The organism is Leptotrichia massiliensis (assembly GCF_900104625.1).
Lineage (GTDB): Bacteria > Fusobacteriota > Fusobacteriia > Fusobacteriales > Leptotrichiaceae > Leptotrichia > Leptotrichia massiliensis.
Window position 1 is genome coordinate 1,008,038 of sequence record NZ_FNVZ01000005.1, and the last position, 14,848, is coordinate 1,022,885.

Annotated in this window: 15 protein-coding genes; 4 read left to right on the plus strand and 11 right to left on the minus strand. The window is 31.6% G+C overall.

Going from position 1 to position 14,848, the window contains the following annotated elements; genetic code table 11:
- Window positions 1-2: 2 nt before the first annotated feature.
- The 6 genes from infB to serA all read right to left on the minus strand — a co-directional run bounded on the left by infB (window position 3) and on the right by serA (window position 8,484).
- A complete protein-coding gene (infB, locus tag BQ5344_RS08830; RefSeq protein WP_071125016.1) occupies window positions 3-3,068 on the minus strand; it encodes a translation initiation factor IF-2 in 3,066 nt (1,021 codons plus the stop codon).
- Window positions 3,065-3,634: a DUF448 domain-containing protein gene (locus BQ5344_RS08835; protein ID WP_071125017.1), complete on the minus strand. Its 570-nt coding sequence runs from the start codon at window positions 3,632-3,634 to the stop codon at window positions 3,065-3,067. Before BQ5344_RS08835 ends, infB begins: the two co-directional genes overlap by 4 nt.
- 66 nt (window positions 3,635-3,700) lie before the next feature.
- Window positions 3,701-4,858, minus strand: a complete 1,158-nt coding sequence (gene nusA, locus BQ5344_RS08840; RefSeq protein ID WP_071125018.1) for a transcription termination factor NusA — start codon at window positions 4,856-4,858, stop codon at window positions 3,701-3,703.
- Window positions 4,858-5,346 carry a ribosome maturation factor RimP gene (locus BQ5344_RS08845; protein WP_071125019.1) on the minus strand — a complete coding sequence of 163 codons (489 nt, stop codon included), beginning with the start codon at window positions 5,344-5,346 and terminating at the stop codon, window positions 4,858-4,860. The genes nusA and BQ5344_RS08845 overlap by 1 nt, the downstream gene beginning before the upstream one ends.
- A gap of 522 nt (window positions 5,347-5,868) precedes the next feature.
- On the minus strand, window positions 5,869-6,762 hold the full coding sequence (thrB, locus tag BQ5344_RS08850; RefSeq protein ID WP_071125020.1) for a homoserine kinase: 894 nt from the start codon (window positions 6,760-6,762) through the stop codon (window positions 5,869-5,871).
- 129 nt (window positions 6,763-6,891) lie between these two features.
- Window positions 6,892-8,484 carry a phosphoglycerate dehydrogenase gene (serA, locus tag BQ5344_RS08855; RefSeq protein ID WP_071125021.1) on the minus strand — a complete coding sequence of 531 codons (1,593 nt, stop codon included), beginning with the start codon at window positions 8,482-8,484 and terminating at the stop codon, window positions 6,892-6,894.
- Between the two features lie 258 nt (window positions 8,485-8,742).
- Between serA and BQ5344_RS08860 the strand changes: the two genes are divergently transcribed.
- The 4 genes from BQ5344_RS08860 (at window position 8,743) to BQ5344_RS12055 (ending at window position 11,829) form a co-directional block, all read left to right on the plus strand.
- Window positions 8,743-9,099 carry a Fur family transcriptional regulator gene (locus BQ5344_RS08860; RefSeq protein WP_071125022.1) on the plus strand — a complete coding sequence of 119 codons (357 nt, stop codon included), beginning with the start codon at window positions 8,743-8,745 and terminating at the stop codon, window positions 9,097-9,099.
- Between the two features lie 142 nt (window positions 9,100-9,241).
- A complete protein-coding gene (locus tag BQ5344_RS08865) occupies window positions 9,242-10,195 on the plus strand; it encodes a metal ABC transporter substrate-binding protein (RefSeq protein ID WP_071125023.1) in 954 nt (317 codons plus the stop codon).
- A 50-nt stretch (window positions 10,196-10,245) separates the two neighbouring features.
- Window positions 10,246-10,944: a metal ABC transporter ATP-binding protein gene (locus tag BQ5344_RS08870; RefSeq protein WP_071125024.1), complete on the plus strand. Its 699-nt coding sequence runs from the start codon at window positions 10,246-10,248 to the stop codon at window positions 10,942-10,944.
- A 42-nt stretch (window positions 10,945-10,986) separates the two neighbouring features.
- A complete protein-coding gene (locus tag BQ5344_RS12055; protein WP_083378235.1) occupies window positions 10,987-11,829 on the plus strand; it encodes a metal ABC transporter permease in 843 nt (280 codons plus the stop codon).
- A 70-nt stretch (window positions 11,830-11,899) separates the two neighbouring features.
- Here the strand turns inward: BQ5344_RS12055 and BQ5344_RS08875 are convergent, their stop codons facing one another.
- The 5 genes from BQ5344_RS08875 to BQ5344_RS12485 form a co-directional block, all read right to left on the minus strand.
- Window positions 11,900-12,091: a hypothetical protein gene (locus BQ5344_RS08875; protein WP_158663017.1), complete on the minus strand. Its 192-nt coding sequence runs from the start codon at window positions 12,089-12,091 to the stop codon at window positions 11,900-11,902.
- A 57-nt stretch (window positions 12,092-12,148) separates the two neighbouring features.
- Window positions 12,149-12,880 (minus strand): YaaA family protein, encoded by a 732-nt coding sequence (locus BQ5344_RS08880; RefSeq protein WP_071125026.1) that lies wholly within the window; start codon window positions 12,878-12,880, stop codon window positions 12,149-12,151.
- Window positions 12,881-12,883: 3 nt separating this feature from the next.
- Window positions 12,884-13,888, minus strand: coding sequence for a class 1b ribonucleoside-diphosphate reductase subunit beta (nrdF, locus tag BQ5344_RS08885; RefSeq protein WP_071125526.1), 1,005 nt, complete (start codon window positions 13,886-13,888; stop codon window positions 12,884-12,886).
- 94 nt (window positions 13,889-13,982) lie between these two features.
- Window positions 13,983-14,282, minus strand: a complete 300-nt coding sequence (locus tag BQ5344_RS12480) for a hypothetical protein (protein ID WP_235846141.1) — start codon at window positions 14,280-14,282, stop codon at window positions 13,983-13,985.
- A gap of 2 nt (window positions 14,283-14,284) precedes the next feature.
- Complete coding sequence (locus BQ5344_RS12485; protein ID WP_235846142.1) at window positions 14,285-14,839, minus strand: Fic family protein; 555 nt, start codon at window positions 14,837-14,839, stop codon at window positions 14,285-14,287.
- Window positions 14,840-14,848 lie beyond the last annotated feature (9 nt).

Here is a 14,848-nt window from a genome sequence, read left to right on the forward strand (position 1 = left end):
TGTTATCTTGGAATTTCTTCCATAATATACGATTCGATAATATCTCCAGCCTTAATATCATTAAAGTCTTGAATACCAATTCCACATTCTTGTCCCATTACAACTTCCTTAACATCGTCTTTAAATCGTTTCAATGAACCTAATTCTCCGTTAAAAATAATGATTCCATCACGAATTACACGGATTTTCGAGTCTTTTGTAACTTTTCCGTCAACAACGATAGCTCCAGCGATATTTCCAACATTTGATACTTTGAATACTTGCTTAACTTCGATTCTTCCGTAGTAAACTTCCTTATATTCTGGATCAAGCATCCCTTTCATTGCTTTTTCAATTTCCTCAGTTGCGTGATAAATTACGTTATAGTTTCTAATTTCTACTCCAATTTTTTCAGCAATAATTCTGGCTGGTGTCGTTGGACGTACGTTAAATGCGATTATAATTGCATTTGAAGCTTCTGCAAGTTTTACGTCCCCTTCTGTTACAGCTCCTGCACTTCCTTGAATTATATTAATTACAACTTTTTCAGTATTAAGTTTTTCAAGTGATTCCCTTAATGCTTCAACAGATCCTTTTGAATCGGCTCTTATAATACATTTCAATTCTTTTAATTCTTGTTCTTCTAATTCTTGAGACAAACTTTCTAGTGAAATATGTTTTTTCTTATTCTGCTCGTTTACTTTTTTCTCTCTAATAAAGTCTTCTACAATTTTTTTAGCCTGCTTATCGCTTTCTACACCGTATAAAACATCACCTGCATTTGGCACAACATTAAATCCTGTAATTTCTACCGGCTGTGAGACAATGGCTTTATTTATTTTTTTACCTCTGTCGTCAAGCATTGAACGGACTCTACCATGAGATTCACCTGCTACGAATACATCTCCAATTTTAAGTGTCCCTTCCTGCACAAGTACATCGGCAACTGCTCCCATTTTTGGATCCAATCTTGATTCCACTACAACGGCTTTAGGTCGTTTATTTGGATTGGCCTTTAATTCTTCAAGTTCCGCTGTAATTAGTATTGTTTCAAGAAGTTCTTCCAAATTAATTTTCTGTTTTGCAGAAATTTCAACAAATTCAGTAGTTCCTCCCCATTCAGGTGACATCAGTCCATATTCAGTCAATTCAGTTCTAACCTTCATAGGATCTGCACCTGGCTTATCAATTTTGTTAATTGCAACGATTATTGGAACTCCCGCTTCCTTAGCATGAGAAATTGCCTCTACAGTCTGAGGTTTTACCCCATCATCAGCTGCTACAATTAGAATTGAAATATCTGTAATATTCGCTCCTCTTGCCCTCATTTCAGTAAACGCCTCATGTCCTGGAGTATCAATAAATGTAATTCTTTGCCCTTTCCAGTTTACTTGATAAGCTCCTATTTTTTGTGTTATTCCTCCAGCTTCATCACTCATTACATTTGTATGTCTAAGTGCATCTAACAGTGATGTTTTACCGTGATCAACGTGTCCCATTATCGTAATAACTGGAGCTCTTGTTACAAGTTCTTCAACTGTATCTTCCTGTTCAAGCTGATATTTCTCACCGTAACTAATTTCCTCTACTACTTCTTTTTCTACAATTACTTCATATTCAAGTGCCACTTCTTCAGCTTCCTCAAATGATAAAATAGCATTCGCAGTAAGAAGTTTTCCTTCCATAAAGAATTTTTTGATTATATCAGAAACATTGATTCCTAGTTTTTCAGCTAAATCTTTAATAACAATTTCTTCTCCAATTGTTATCATTCCTATGCTCTCTCCTTCGATTCTGACAATTTCATCCTTGACAACTTTTTCCTGTTTCTTATTTTTCTTTTTCTTTTTGTCATCTTTTCTAAAGTCTGAACGAAGTTCCTTTTCTTGATTTTCTCTGTCTCTTTTATTTTTTTCATATTTTTTCTTGTCGAATTTTCCTTTTCCTTTTCCACCAGCTTTTCCTTTTTCAGCCACTGTCGCTGCTGGAATTTCAGAGGCTGGCTCCTTTTTAGCGTTAGAAAAATTTCGGTTATCTCTTCTAAAGTCATCTCTATCTTTATTGAATCCACCTCTATCAGAAAATCCTCTATTATCCTGTCTATCTCTAAAGTTTCTTCCTGTGCTTTGATTATCTCTATCTCTATTTTGGAAACCTCTGTTGTCACGATTATCTCTTGTTTGATTATTTCCGTCTTTATTAAAGTTACGATTGTCTCTTCTGAAGTTATCTCTTCCTTCTTTTCTAAATCCGTCTTTATTTCTGTCTTCTCTATTTCGATTATCTCTGTTTTGGAAAGTTCTTCCGTTGTTTTCCCTATTTTCTCTGTTATCTCTATTTTGAAAACCTCTGTTGTCACGGTTATCTCTTGTTTGATTATTTCCGTCTTTATTAAAGTTACGATTGTCTCTTCTGAAGTTATCTCTTCCTTCTTTTCTAAATCCGTCCTTGTTTCTGTCTTCTCTATTTCGATTGTCTCTATTTTGGAAAGTTCTTCCACTATTTTCTCTGTTTTCTCTATTTTGAAAATTTTGCTTTTCTTTATTTAATTCATTCGCTTTATTATTTTGGCTACTCAAATTAACTTTCATCTCCATTTTCTTATTATTTTCTTTTTTATCAAACTTATTTGATTTTTCAAATTTTTGATTTTTATTATTATCTAAATTTTTTGTATTATTCAGATTATTTTTATTATTGCGGTCATCTGATTTTTTTTCTACATTTAGTTTAATATCTTTTTCCAATGGCTGTTTTGATTTTTCGTAATTTTTATTAATGTTTTTAGATTCACTAATCTTATTGTGTTCAGCATTGCTGTTTTTTTGACTCTCTGAATGGTTACTTACTGTTTTTGCAATATTTTCTTTTGTACTCTCTGTTTTATTTTCACTTTTATTCAGATTTTCAGTTTTACTGTTATTTTGATTATTTTGGATACCTTTTTGAAGTTTTTTCCTTATTAGGCTTACTTCTTCATCACTTAGTACATTCATATGATGTTTTTTGTCTACCCCAAATTTTCTAATTTCCTCCATAAATTTAGTTGCCGTAAAACCATTTTCTTTTGCTAATTCATGCACTTTCATCCATTCATCACCTCCACTTTGCTTAATATTCCTTTGATTACTTTTTTGTCAAAAATACCGACAACATTCACATCTCTTGAAAAAAGCTCTATTAATTCGATTTTCTTTTCAACAAATACAATTTTAAAATTAAATTTTTCAGTTAATTTTTTAAACTCCTCAATGTATTTTGTCCTTATATCTTTTGGAATAATAACAAGCTTTACTTTTTCACGCTTTATTCCGTTAATTGCTTCCTCAACTCCAAAGACAAAATATTCAGAATTTTTCATAGGCTTTAAAATATCAATTATATTTTTCTTTTGTTTTTTTACTTCCTCAAGCATTCGTACAAGCTGTTCTATTTCAACATTATATTTCTTGTGTTTTGACAGCCTTTCAATACATTCATTCGTTTTACAGACATAAAATCCTCTTGCCTGCATTTTCATTTCCTTATCATAAACATATTTTCCGTCTTGCTCAGTTATCCTGAAAAAGTCTGTTTTTTTACCTTTTTTCCTGCAGCAAATACACATTCTTTCAGGTTTGTTATTTTCTTTCTTTTCTTTTATTAATGTATCCAAACTCTCTAATCATCTCCTTGTTTGATACTTTTTCAATACTTATCTTTTATAATTTTTTTACAAATTTCAGTCTTCCTCGTGAAGTCCAGCAAATGCACTTTCCTCAACTTCATCTTCAAATGAATCATTAAAAGCCGTATCTTCTTCGTACTCTTCAAATTCATCAATTTCAGTAGGCTCTGTATGAATGTCAATTTTCACTCCGCACAGTCTTGCTGCAAGTCTTGAATTTTGACCTTTTTTACCGATTGCAAGCGATAACTGATTTTCTGCTACAAGCACTCTTGCAACTTTCATATTTTCTTCGCCTTCCTCAATAATTTCCACTGACAGTACTTCAGCAGGATTCAAGGCATTTTTTACAAATTCCGTTATATCCTCATTCCAAAGAACAATGTCGATTTTTTCTCCGCAAAGTTCATCAATGATATTTTGAATTCTCATTCCATTACGTCCAATACATGCACCTTTAACGTCCAGATTTTCATCATTTGAGTAAACAGCGACTTTAGAACGGCTTCCTGCTTCCCTTGCAATGTTTCTGATTTCAATAATTTCCTCATAAATTTCAGGAACTTCCAATTCAAGCAGTCCTCGAAGTAATTCTTCAGATTTTCTTGAAACAAAAGTTTTTGTAAATTTCGTAGACTCTTCCACAGCACCAATATAAATTTTAATTCTATCTCCTTGTCTGAATATGTCTACAGGTGATAATTCCTTTGCTGGCACAATTGCTTCAAGTCCATTTATATCCACATACAGATTCCCTTTTTCATCAGTTTTTCTAACATTTGCAGAAACAATTGAATTTTCAATTTCCTTAAATTTATTAAAGATATTTCTTTTTTCACACTCTCTGACTTTTTGTACAACAATCTGTTTTGCATTCTGAATAGCATTTCTCTTAAAACTTTCTGCATTAATTTCCAAATCCAGAATATCTCCCAACTTAGCACGCTTTTTAACAGAAATTGCATCTTGCAGACTAATTTCCTCTTCTGGATTTTCTACATTTTCTACAATCAGCCTTTGTGAATAAACCTTCACATCTCCGCTGTTTCTATTAATCGTTACTTTTACATTGTCCTTTTCACCATAATTTTTTTTATACGCCGCAAGCAATGCAGTTTCTATTGTTTCCAGTAATTCTTCCTTTAAAATTCCCTTTTCTTTTTCAAGTTCATCAAGTGCTTCCAAAAATATTTTTTGATCTCGCCCTTTCATCATTCCTCCTCACTATTTAATATGCCATTCGGTAATTCATATATTAAATTTGCTTTCTTTAATTTAGAAAGTGGTATTTCCACTATTTTTTCCAATTTATCATCCAAAAGAAAAACCGTATCATTCTCAAATTTTTCCAATTTTCCTATAAATTTCTTCGCCCCTTCAATATTGCTCTTAGCCTGGACGTTAATTCTCTCTCCCGAAAATCTCACAAAATCCTTAGGCTTTCTCAATCTACGCTCAACCCCAGGTGTCGAAACCTCCAGAAAAAACTTCTCCTCAATCAAGTCATCCGCAATCCCGTCAATCTCACGGCTAAAATCAATACAATGATCAAGTGTAGTAGTTCCATCCAGTTTCTCCACATATACTCTCAAATAATTATATCCCCCATCCCTCACATATTCCAAATCTGCCAATTCCAGATTCATTCCCTTTAAATGCGGTTCGATTTTCTTCTCAAACTCATCTAAAATCTGTTCCATAAAATTACACCTCATATCTAAAACTAAAGAGTGGGCTAACCCACTCTCTACCTAAAATTATTTTCTACAACTATAATAACATATTTTCGCTTTTTTTTCAACCCCCTATTTTATTTCCAAACAAAAAAACAACCTTATAAAAAAGTTGTTATTTTTTAAACCTTGTTTTAATGGATAACTTACTTTAACCCGTACTTTTGAGAAAACCCTTTATTAATAAGTATTACAGAAGTTTTTTCAGACATTAAAATCACATTTTTTGACTTGATTTTTATCATTTTTTGCTGTTTTTTGGGCATTTTCCGTAACTCCTAATATGCATTTTTATTGGCTTTGAATAGGTTTTTCTCTGCTTTTTTAATTTTTAGTAGTGGTAGGAATTTTTACTATAAACTTATTGTACCACATTTTTTTGAATTTTCAAAATTTTTTAAAAAAATTATTATCAAAATTTATTTCTCTAAATAAAAAAACCTCTCCCCTTTTTTGACTAACTAACTTAAATTAACTTCCCTTTTTAAATTAATAAACCTCCGCACCTTTCAAATTAATCTTCTTTTTCTCAATAGTCCAGTTATCCAACAATTCTGCAAGTTCTTTTTTCATATTTTCCAAAAATTCATCATTGTCGTAATTCAAGGAAATCAATGTAGGACCTGCACCGCTTATATATTCTCCCAATGCACCGTGTTTTTTAGATGCTTCAAAGATTTTTTCTGAATCGTTTATTAATGCGAATCTGTAAGGCTGGTGAATTTTATCGCCTAAAAGAAAACGCAAATTGTCGTATTTTCCTTTGTTAAAGGCATCTACAAGCAATCCTAACTTTGAAATATTGTTTATTGCGTCAGAAACTAAGTAGGTTTTGGGCAACACACTTCTTGCTTTTTCTGTAGATAATTTAAAATCTGGGATCATTACGTAGAAACATAAATCATCAGAATTTAGTAACGAACTGTAGACAAGGTTTTCCTTATCATGTGCAGTAAGCACCATTCCTCCGAAAATTGCAGGCACTACATTATCAGGATGTCCTTCCATTTCCACAGCCAATTTTGCCACCTCATTAATATCCAGCACATCACCAGCAAATTTATTTGCAATCATAATCCCAGCAACAATAGCAGATGAACTGCTTCCAAGCCCACGTGAAATTGGAATATCATTTTTCACAATATTCACTTTATAACTAGGAATATTTTTTACCAAATGTTTTTCCGTATATTTTATCGCTTCAAAAATCAAATTCTCTTCAATCGGAATCGAAAATGGCTCTCCATTTTCCAAAAATTCTATTTTATCGCTTTCCTCCACTTCCAGTTCCAGAAAGTAATCCAACGCAACTCCCAGACAATCATATCCTACACCAATATTAGCCGATGTTCCCGGCACTTTTATTCTAAATTTTAAACCCATATCTATTCCTTTCATTTTATCATAATAATTTCTACAAGAAGAACCATGTCGCAAGACTTAATCAAAAATTCAGCAAAATACCAACAAAAAATATACCAATTTATAATCTTTATTTTCTTTCACAAAATGCTATATTGTCAAATCCAAATAATAAGCCCATTTTATCTGACTCAGTGCTCTAAGTTCCTTCAATGATCTTCTTCCAACTTCACTGTCAACTGTAAGCAGCATAATTGCACTGTTTTCACGTCTACCTACGTTCATTGTGGCAATATTTATATTTTCTTTTCCAAGTGTTGCCCCCACAGCTCCGATAACTCCTGGCACATCTTCATTTCCTAAATAAATCATATTGTCAGAAATTGCCATATCTACATCGTGATTCTTTATGCTGATAATTCTTTCCTCATTATTCATTCCGATTGTTCCGACAACATATATTTTCTTGCCTTCTTCATTTGTTATTACAAATTCTATTGCTGAAGAATAATTTTTATATTTATGTTCCTTTTTATTTATTGAAATATTAATCCCTCTTTTTTCAGCAAGAGGCTTTGAGTTAATATAATTAACTTCTTCTTTTAAAACTGGCTCCAGAATACCTTTTATTGCTGTCGAATCTACAAGTGCAGTTTCCTGTTCGGCAATTTCTCCGTAATAATTAAGCACAACATTTGTAATTGGAGTTTTCTCAATTTGGAAATAAATTTTTCCTAATTTTTCAGCCAGATTTATAAATGGTTTTACAATTAAAAATTCTTCTCTTCCAATTGCAGGCAGATTTACAGCCGTTTCAACTATTTCCCCACGAAGTCCATTTAGTACCTGTTTTACAACCTGAGTTCCTACATTTCGCTGTGCTTCATAAGTAGTCGCCCCAATATGTGGCGTTGTAATTGCATTTTCAAATTCATAGAGAATACATTCAGAACGTGGCTCAACCGTGTGAACATCATATCCAAAACTCGCAATTTTCCCACTTCTTAATCCTTCAGCCACAGCCTCTTCGTTAAATAATCCTCCACGTGCCGCATTTACAAGCCTTACACCGTCTTTTAACTTGTGAATATTTTCAGCGTTTATCATATCCACAGTTTCTTTAGTCTTAGGTGTATGAATAGTTATCACATCTGCTTTTTCCAGCAGCTCATCCAATGTTTTAGCCTTTTCACAGCCATATCTCTTAAAACGCTCATCTGAAATATACGGATCATAAGCAACAAGCTTCATTCCAAACGCTTTCATTCTCGTAGCAACCAGTCCACCAATTCTTCCAAGTCCGATAATCCCTAATGTTTTTTCAAATATCTCGCTTCCCACAAATATTTCTCTTTCCCATTTTCCACTTTTTATAAAATTATTTGCCGCAACAATATTTCTCGCAGAGGCAAGCATTAGCCCAATCGCAATTTCACAAGCCGAAACCGTATTGCTGTCAGGAGTATTCGCTACAATTACACCATGTGCAGTCGCCTCAGGAATATTAATATTATCTGTACCGTTTCCCGCACGTCCGACTATTTTCAGATTTTTTGCCTTATCCAGCAGTTCCTTATCTACTTTTATAACACTTCTCACAATAAGAGCGTCATATTCGCCAATTATATCCAAAATTTCCTCACGTGAAATCCCAACTTTCACATCAACTTTCACATCTCTAGCTTCCTGCAGTCCCGCAATTGCCTCATCATCAATATATTCTCCAACTAATACTTTATACATCTATTTTTCCTCCTCAAATCTAAACAACACATTTATTTAATTAATATATTACCATAATTTCCAGTACAATTCAACAACATCACTGCTTTACGTCAAAATAAATTAATTTTAAAACATTTTGATTCTATTTCAATAAAAAAATATTGTTATAAATTTATTTGACAAAATATATTTTTTTATATATAATAAATTATATTTTGCGAATGATTTGCAAATTTGTGAAATAAAAAACGTTTTTTATTATTAGGAGATGTTATTATGAAATTAACTAAGAAAAGGCAACAAATACTTAATCTTATACAGTCTTCAGACACTCCAATAAATGCCAAGTTTTTAAAATCAAAAGTGGATTTTGACTTATCGACAGTTTATAGGGCTTTGGAATTTTTAGAGAAAAATAATTATATTTTTTCGTTTGACTTTGAAAATGAAAAATATTACTTTAAGGAAGAAAATGCCAATTTTTTTATTTGTGATTCTTGTAAGCATATTGAAACTGTGACAGAATTTTCAAATGAAGAAACAGAAAAGGAAAAAAGCGAATTAAAAAAACGAGGCTTTTCACTATTGTCGCATCTTTCGATTTTTAAAGGAAAATGCAACGATTGTGATTAAATCTATTATTTATACTAGACTCTGTTTAGGAAATGAAATTATATTTCAATTATTTAAAAATATTAAGCTTTTATCTTTTTCTAGAAAAGTTTTTAATAAATTCATTATTTTATTACAAAAAATACATATAGGAGGAATTAAAATGAAAAAATTATTATCATTATTTTTATTATCAGCTCTGTTTATTTTTTCTTGTGGAAATAAATCAGAAACTAAAAAAGAGCAAGGAACTACTGCAGGAGCAAAGGAAAAAATTGTAACAAGCGTACCGCCTTTAAGATGGCTTACTCAAAAAATTGCAGGAGATGATTTTGAAGTTATTTCAATTGTGCAGCCAAATATGAATCACGAACTATTTGAGCCAAAACCTTCAGATTTGAAAACTCTAGAAAATTCAAAAGTATTTTTCACTTACAATATGTTGGGATTTGAAGAAACAATTTCTGACAGCCTAAGCGATAAAAATAAAATTGTTAATGTCTTGGATGGTGTTGATAAAAATTTATTTATCAAAGGGGATCATGATCATGATCACGACCACGAACATGAGCATGAGCATGGACATGAACATGATAAAAAGGAAGAACACGAACATCATCACGAACATGAAGGACACGGTGGAATTGATCCGCATGTATGGTTCTCGCTTGATATGATGCCAAAAATTGCTGAAAATATAAAAAATGAATTGTCAAAACTTTATCCAGAAAAAAAAGAAACTTTTGAAAAAAATTACAATGCTTTCATCACAGAACTTAATCAAGTAAAAGCAGAACTTTCACAAAAAATGGCTTCAAAAACTAAAAAATCATTTATGATTTATCACCCTGCATTAAACTATTTCCTAAAAAATTATGCCATTGAAGAAATTTCAATTGAGCAGGAAGGAAAAGAGCCATCAGCACAGCAAATAAAAGAGATCATCGATGAAGCAAAAGAACATAATATAACTACAATCCTAGTTCAGCCTCAATTTCCAAAACAAAGTGCTGAAGCCATTTCGAAAGAAATTCCTAACTCAAAAGTTGCTGAATTTAATGTTGACAAAGAAAATGTCTTTGAAAATCTAAAACAGTTTGTAGATTATTTAAATTAAAAATTTTTATTCAAAAAAAGAATGAGAAAAAACGAAAGGATAAAAATTTGATGACTAACGGACAGAATAAAAAACTTGTGAGTGTACGAAATCTTAACTTTAAATACAACAATGATTATATTTTGAATGATATAAACTTAGATATTTTTAAAGGAAAAAATGTTGCAATTCTGGGAAGAAATGGTGGCGGAAAATCCACTTTGGTAAAAATTATGCTTGGATTTTTGAGAAAAAATTCTGGCAGTATTGAATTTTTTACAAGTGAAAACAAAATTGGGTATTTACCACAAATAAGGGAGTTTGACACTTCCTTTCCCATTAACATTTTTGACTTGGTAATATCGGGATTGACTAATAAAAATAACCTTTTCAGAAGATTTAACAATGAAGAAAAAAGACGTGCTGAAATACTCTTGAAGGAATTTGATATTTTTCATTTAAAAAATAAATTAATAAACGAAGTATCTGGTGGACAGCTTCAAAGGGCATTAATTGCACGTGCCTTAATTTCTTCGCCAGAACTTATTTTTCTTGATGAGCCGGAATCATTTCTGGATAAGGAATTTGAATTTAAACTTTTTGAAAAAATAAAGGAATTGTCAAATTCAACAATCGTTGTAATTTCTCACGAGCTTGAAAAAATCTACGATTACATTGATTCTATTTTTGTCGTGGAAGGCAGTATTCAAGTTTATGAGAAAAAGGAAGATTACGTGTGCAGCAATCCTTACTTACATTCACACAAATAAAATTTACAAAATTAAAGATAAACTATTAAAGATTGGGGAATTATGGAATTTATAAAAATTTTTGAATATGCCTTTATGAGAAACGCCCTTGTTGTAGGGCTTCTTTCTAGTATATGCTGTGGAATAATAGGAACTTACATTGTAAATAAAAAAATGGTCTTTATTTCATCAAGTATCAGCCATGCCTCTTACGGCGGTATCGGAATAGGAATCTACCTAATTTATTTCTTTAACTTGCCAATAAAAGATCCATTATTTTTTGGACTGATTTTCTCAATACTGTCAGGTGTACTAATTTTGGTTTTAAAAGACACTCTGCACGTTGACGGTGATTTGGGAATAGGTATCGTTATGTCAATGGGAATGGCTATCGGAATTATTTTTGCCTTCCTGACACCAGGCTATCAGTCTGATATGTCAACTTACCTGTTTGGAAATATCCTTTTATCCAACACCCTAAACATAATTTTACTGTTAATACTGGACATAATCACAATCACATTTTTCATCATCTTCTACAAAAGCATCGTCTACACCAGCTTTGATGAAAACTTCTACAAAATCCACAGTGTCCCAGTAACCTTCATAAACTACTTTATGATAATCCTAATATCCTCCGTCATAATAATAAACATAAAGACAATAGGAATCATCCTAATAATCTCAATCCTGACAATCCCACAGGCAATCGCAGCCTCACTCGCAAGAAAATACTCAGCAATCATAATTCTATCCATAATTTTCTCATTTATCGGAATACTGTTAGGACTATATTTTTCCTACACGCTAAATATTCCGTCAGGCCCTTCAATTATTGTATTGCTTACGATTTTGTTGGCGTTAGTTAAGGTGGGAGGATTTGTGAAAGGGAAAATTTTTAATTAATTTTTTGTTATAAACGTAGATAAACAAAAATAGAGAGCATATATATAAAACTCTCTATTTTTTAAATTATTTAATTATCAAAAATGCAAATATAACCATAATCTACTAGATTTTCAGTTTCTGTCTTATATGGTGTTTGTTCTGAAAGTTTTAATAAAAATTTTCTTTTTTCCTCAGATATTTTTTTATCTCTTATCACAGTTTTATCTTTTGAAAATCCTAAAACTCCCAATAATAAAAAAATAAAGATTAATTTATTCATATATCTTCCCTTCATAACTTTATAAAACAATACTTTCTCTTTTACAATCATCTATTGTTACTTTTTCACATAGACAAATTTTCTCTCATCCGACATATCCTCATCAAAAACATACCCATTTAAAGTAATATTCCTTAATTTTTTTACATCACTAATCTTATTTTTTACAATATAATTCAACGTAAAGCCTCTCATTTTCTTCGAGTTTGTACTTACTTGCTTCAATTTCCCATTTGAGTCTTCCCAAAACTCAAAATCAATCAATTTATCAGGGTTTATAAGTTTAGAATATTCCTTTGAGGCAAGATTTAAAATAATGTCTTCGTGTTCAAAATATTCATTCATGCTAGTTTTCCAAACCTCATAAAGCGACTTATTCTCAAAAATCGAGTTTGTCATATCAAGACGATACTCCTTCACATTTGTATAAGGGGTCAAAATCCCATACAAAGCAGACAAGATAACCAAATGTGATTCCAAATATTCAAAATCACTTTTATCAAACGTTTCAATCTTTATAGCCTTATACGCAACACCAGTATAGCTTGCCAAGGCATTTCCGCTTTTCTCTTTTTCATAATTTTTATAAAATTCCAATAACTTTTGTGCCTTTTCATTTTTTAATTTAAACTTTTTCTCAATTTCCTCAACAGAAAAGGTTTTTATTTTTTCAATAATTTCATTCGTTATTTCTAGATAAAAAGGCTCTTTTACAGTCAAAGAGTCACTATCTTTTATTGGCAAACTGTTAATTTTTTTAGTTTTGCTTGGCGATATTATAATTTTCATAAACTAAATCTCCAAATCTAATTCATCATTATTAAACTTAAAATCATCATCATGCAAATGCACCACTTCCAACGCTTTCTCATAATTTGTAGATTTTTTCGAGAAGAAATCGTGCTGTGTTGTTTCCACATTTAATCCATTTAGCACAATCGGATTTACATTTTTCACTTCAAATTCTTCTTCAAATCCTAGATTCATCAAGGCTTTGTTCGCATTGTAACGGATGTACTCCTTCACATCGCCTGTAAGTCCAATGTCTCCATAAATTTCATCAGTATATCTTGTTTCATTTTCATATAAATCGTACATCAATTTTTTCAGTTCAGCTCTCATATCAGCTTTTTCCTCTTCGCTGAAAGAATTGTATAATTCCTGGAACAATAGTCCGACAAAAACTCCGTGAATCGATTCATCAGCTATGATTTTCTTGATTATGTCACAACTTGCAACCATTTCTCCCTGCCCTGCAAGCCAAAGCGGTAAAAAGAATCCGCTGTAAAATAAATATGTTTCCAAATAAACCGAAGCTGCGAGAGCCATCGCAATATCTCTTTTTGAAGCCTCAGGATTATTCATCTTCTGATAATATGTATCAATTTTATTGGCTTTATACTGCAAGTGCGGATTTTCCTGAACCCATCTGAACGTTTCGTTAATCTCCCTTGTAGATGCAACCGTTGTAAATATTGTCGAATAAGACTTTGCGTGAATCGTTTCCATCATACACATATATGAAAGCACCGAACGGTTTTGTAGCGACTCAATATGATCAATAATCTTCGGCATCCCTGTATGACTCTGCAACGTATCTAACAGTGTCAATCCTCCCAGCACATGCAAATACGCCAATTTCATCGCAGGCTCAAGCGAATTCCAGCTATCAATATCCTTCGACGGAATATACTCCGTATCAATCCAAAACTGCTTCAAATTCTGCTCCCAAAACATCTCTACATAATCATTTTCCGGTGTGTTCCAGTTTACTGCTTCGTAAATTTTTTTCTCCATTTTTTTGTTTTCCTTTCTAAAAAACTCATAATTTACTGCCCATTTAACTCCCCGTTTTCTTTGAAATCTAAAATAATTTTTCATAATTTTATTTCTATTTATCCCAATCTCTTGGAAAATCCCTCTCTGTTTCTGGATAATCCTCAAATCTCTTTTGATATACTTCTTTCGGATTAATTCCATTCTTTTTTAAATATTCTTCAAACTTCATTTTTGTATCTTCATCAAAATATTTGTAATACATCCAAAAAGTATTTTCAACACTCTTTTCTATAAAATCAGCAAGCAACTCGTAATTTGATTCAACTTGTGCCGTTTCCAAAGCAGTATAATATTCATCTCTATCTTCATTTCGTATAACTGTAATTGGATAACCATTTTTCATAAGCTCCAAATTCAGAAGTAATCTCCCAGTCCGTCCTTACCATCAATAAATGGATGAATCTTTTCAAAATCAGCATGAAAACAAGCAACCCTAATTATCAAATCATTATTTTCACCACTATTGAATTTTTCAATAAACTCCGTCAGCTTCTCTTCAACAAGATAGTAAGGCGTCGTTTCAAATCCAGCACCCAAAATTTCATTGTTACTTTTCTTAAACTTCCCTCTATTTTCAATATCATCATTCAACACAAGAGCATGAAACTTTCTTATCAATCTCAGCGATAAAGATTCATTTGTTTTTATAACTTCCTTTAGAAAATTAAGAGTATATTCCTGCCCCTTCACTTCCTCATGCTCCTTCAAACTTTTCCCTTTCACAGTAACCCTATATTGAAGAATAATATCCGTTTCCTTCAAAGTAAGAGTGCTACCTTCAATCGCATTTGAATTATAAATAAAATTCGTTTTAAGATTATTTTCCAATTTTGTCAAAATCCCTTTATTTAAGGGTATTTCTTTTTCTAAAAAGTTTTTAAAAATTTTAATTTTAGATATTTTAAACATTTTTTTATT

What these genes read in the sequence shown, in the direction of transcription:
- infB (WP_071125016.1), bottom strand. Translation starts at nt 3,068, where the DNA reads ATGAAAGTGCATGAATTAGCAAAAGAAAATGGTTTTACGGCAACTAAA.
- nusA (WP_071125018.1), bottom strand. Translation starts at nt 4,858, where the DNA reads ATGAAAGGGCGAGATCAAAAAATATTTTTGGAAGCACTTGATGAACTT.
- BQ5344_RS08845 (WP_071125019.1), bottom strand. Translation starts at nt 5,346, where the DNA reads ATGGAACAGATTTTAGATGAGTTTGAGAAGAAAATCGAACCGCATTTA.
- thrB (WP_071125020.1), bottom strand. Translation starts at nt 6,762, where the DNA reads ATGGGTTTAAAATTTAGAATAAAAGTGCCGGGAACATCGGCTAATATT.
- serA (WP_071125021.1), bottom strand. Translation starts at nt 8,484, where the DNA reads ATGTATAAAGTATTAGTTGGAGAATATATTGATGATGAGGCAATTGCG.
- BQ5344_RS08860 (WP_071125022.1), top strand. Translation starts at nt 8,743, where the DNA reads ATGAAATTAACTAAGAAAAGGCAACAAATACTTAATCTTATACAGTCT.
- BQ5344_RS08865 (WP_071125023.1), top strand. Translation starts at nt 9,242, where the DNA reads ATGAAAAAATTATTATCATTATTTTTATTATCAGCTCTGTTTATTTTT.
- BQ5344_RS08870 (WP_071125024.1), top strand. Translation starts at nt 10,246, where the DNA reads ATGACTAACGGACAGAATAAAAAACTTGTGAGTGTACGAAATCTTAAC.
- BQ5344_RS12055 (WP_083378235.1), top strand. Translation starts at nt 10,987, where the DNA reads ATGGAATTTATAAAAATTTTTGAATATGCCTTTATGAGAAACGCCCTT.
- BQ5344_RS08875 (WP_158663017.1), bottom strand. Translation starts at nt 12,091, where the DNA reads ATGAATAAATTAATCTTTATTTTTTTATTATTGGGAGTTTTAGGATTT.
- BQ5344_RS08880 (WP_071125026.1), bottom strand. Translation starts at nt 12,880, where the DNA reads ATGAAAATTATAATATCGCCAAGCAAAACTAAAAAAATTAACAGTTTG.
- nrdF (WP_071125526.1), bottom strand. Translation starts at nt 13,888, where the DNA reads ATGGAGAAAAAAATTTACGAAGCAGTAAACTGGAACACACCGGAAAAT.
- BQ5344_RS12485 (WP_235846142.1), bottom strand. Translation starts at nt 14,839, where the DNA reads ATGTTTAAAATATCTAAAATTAAAATTTTTAAAAACTTTTTAGAAAAA.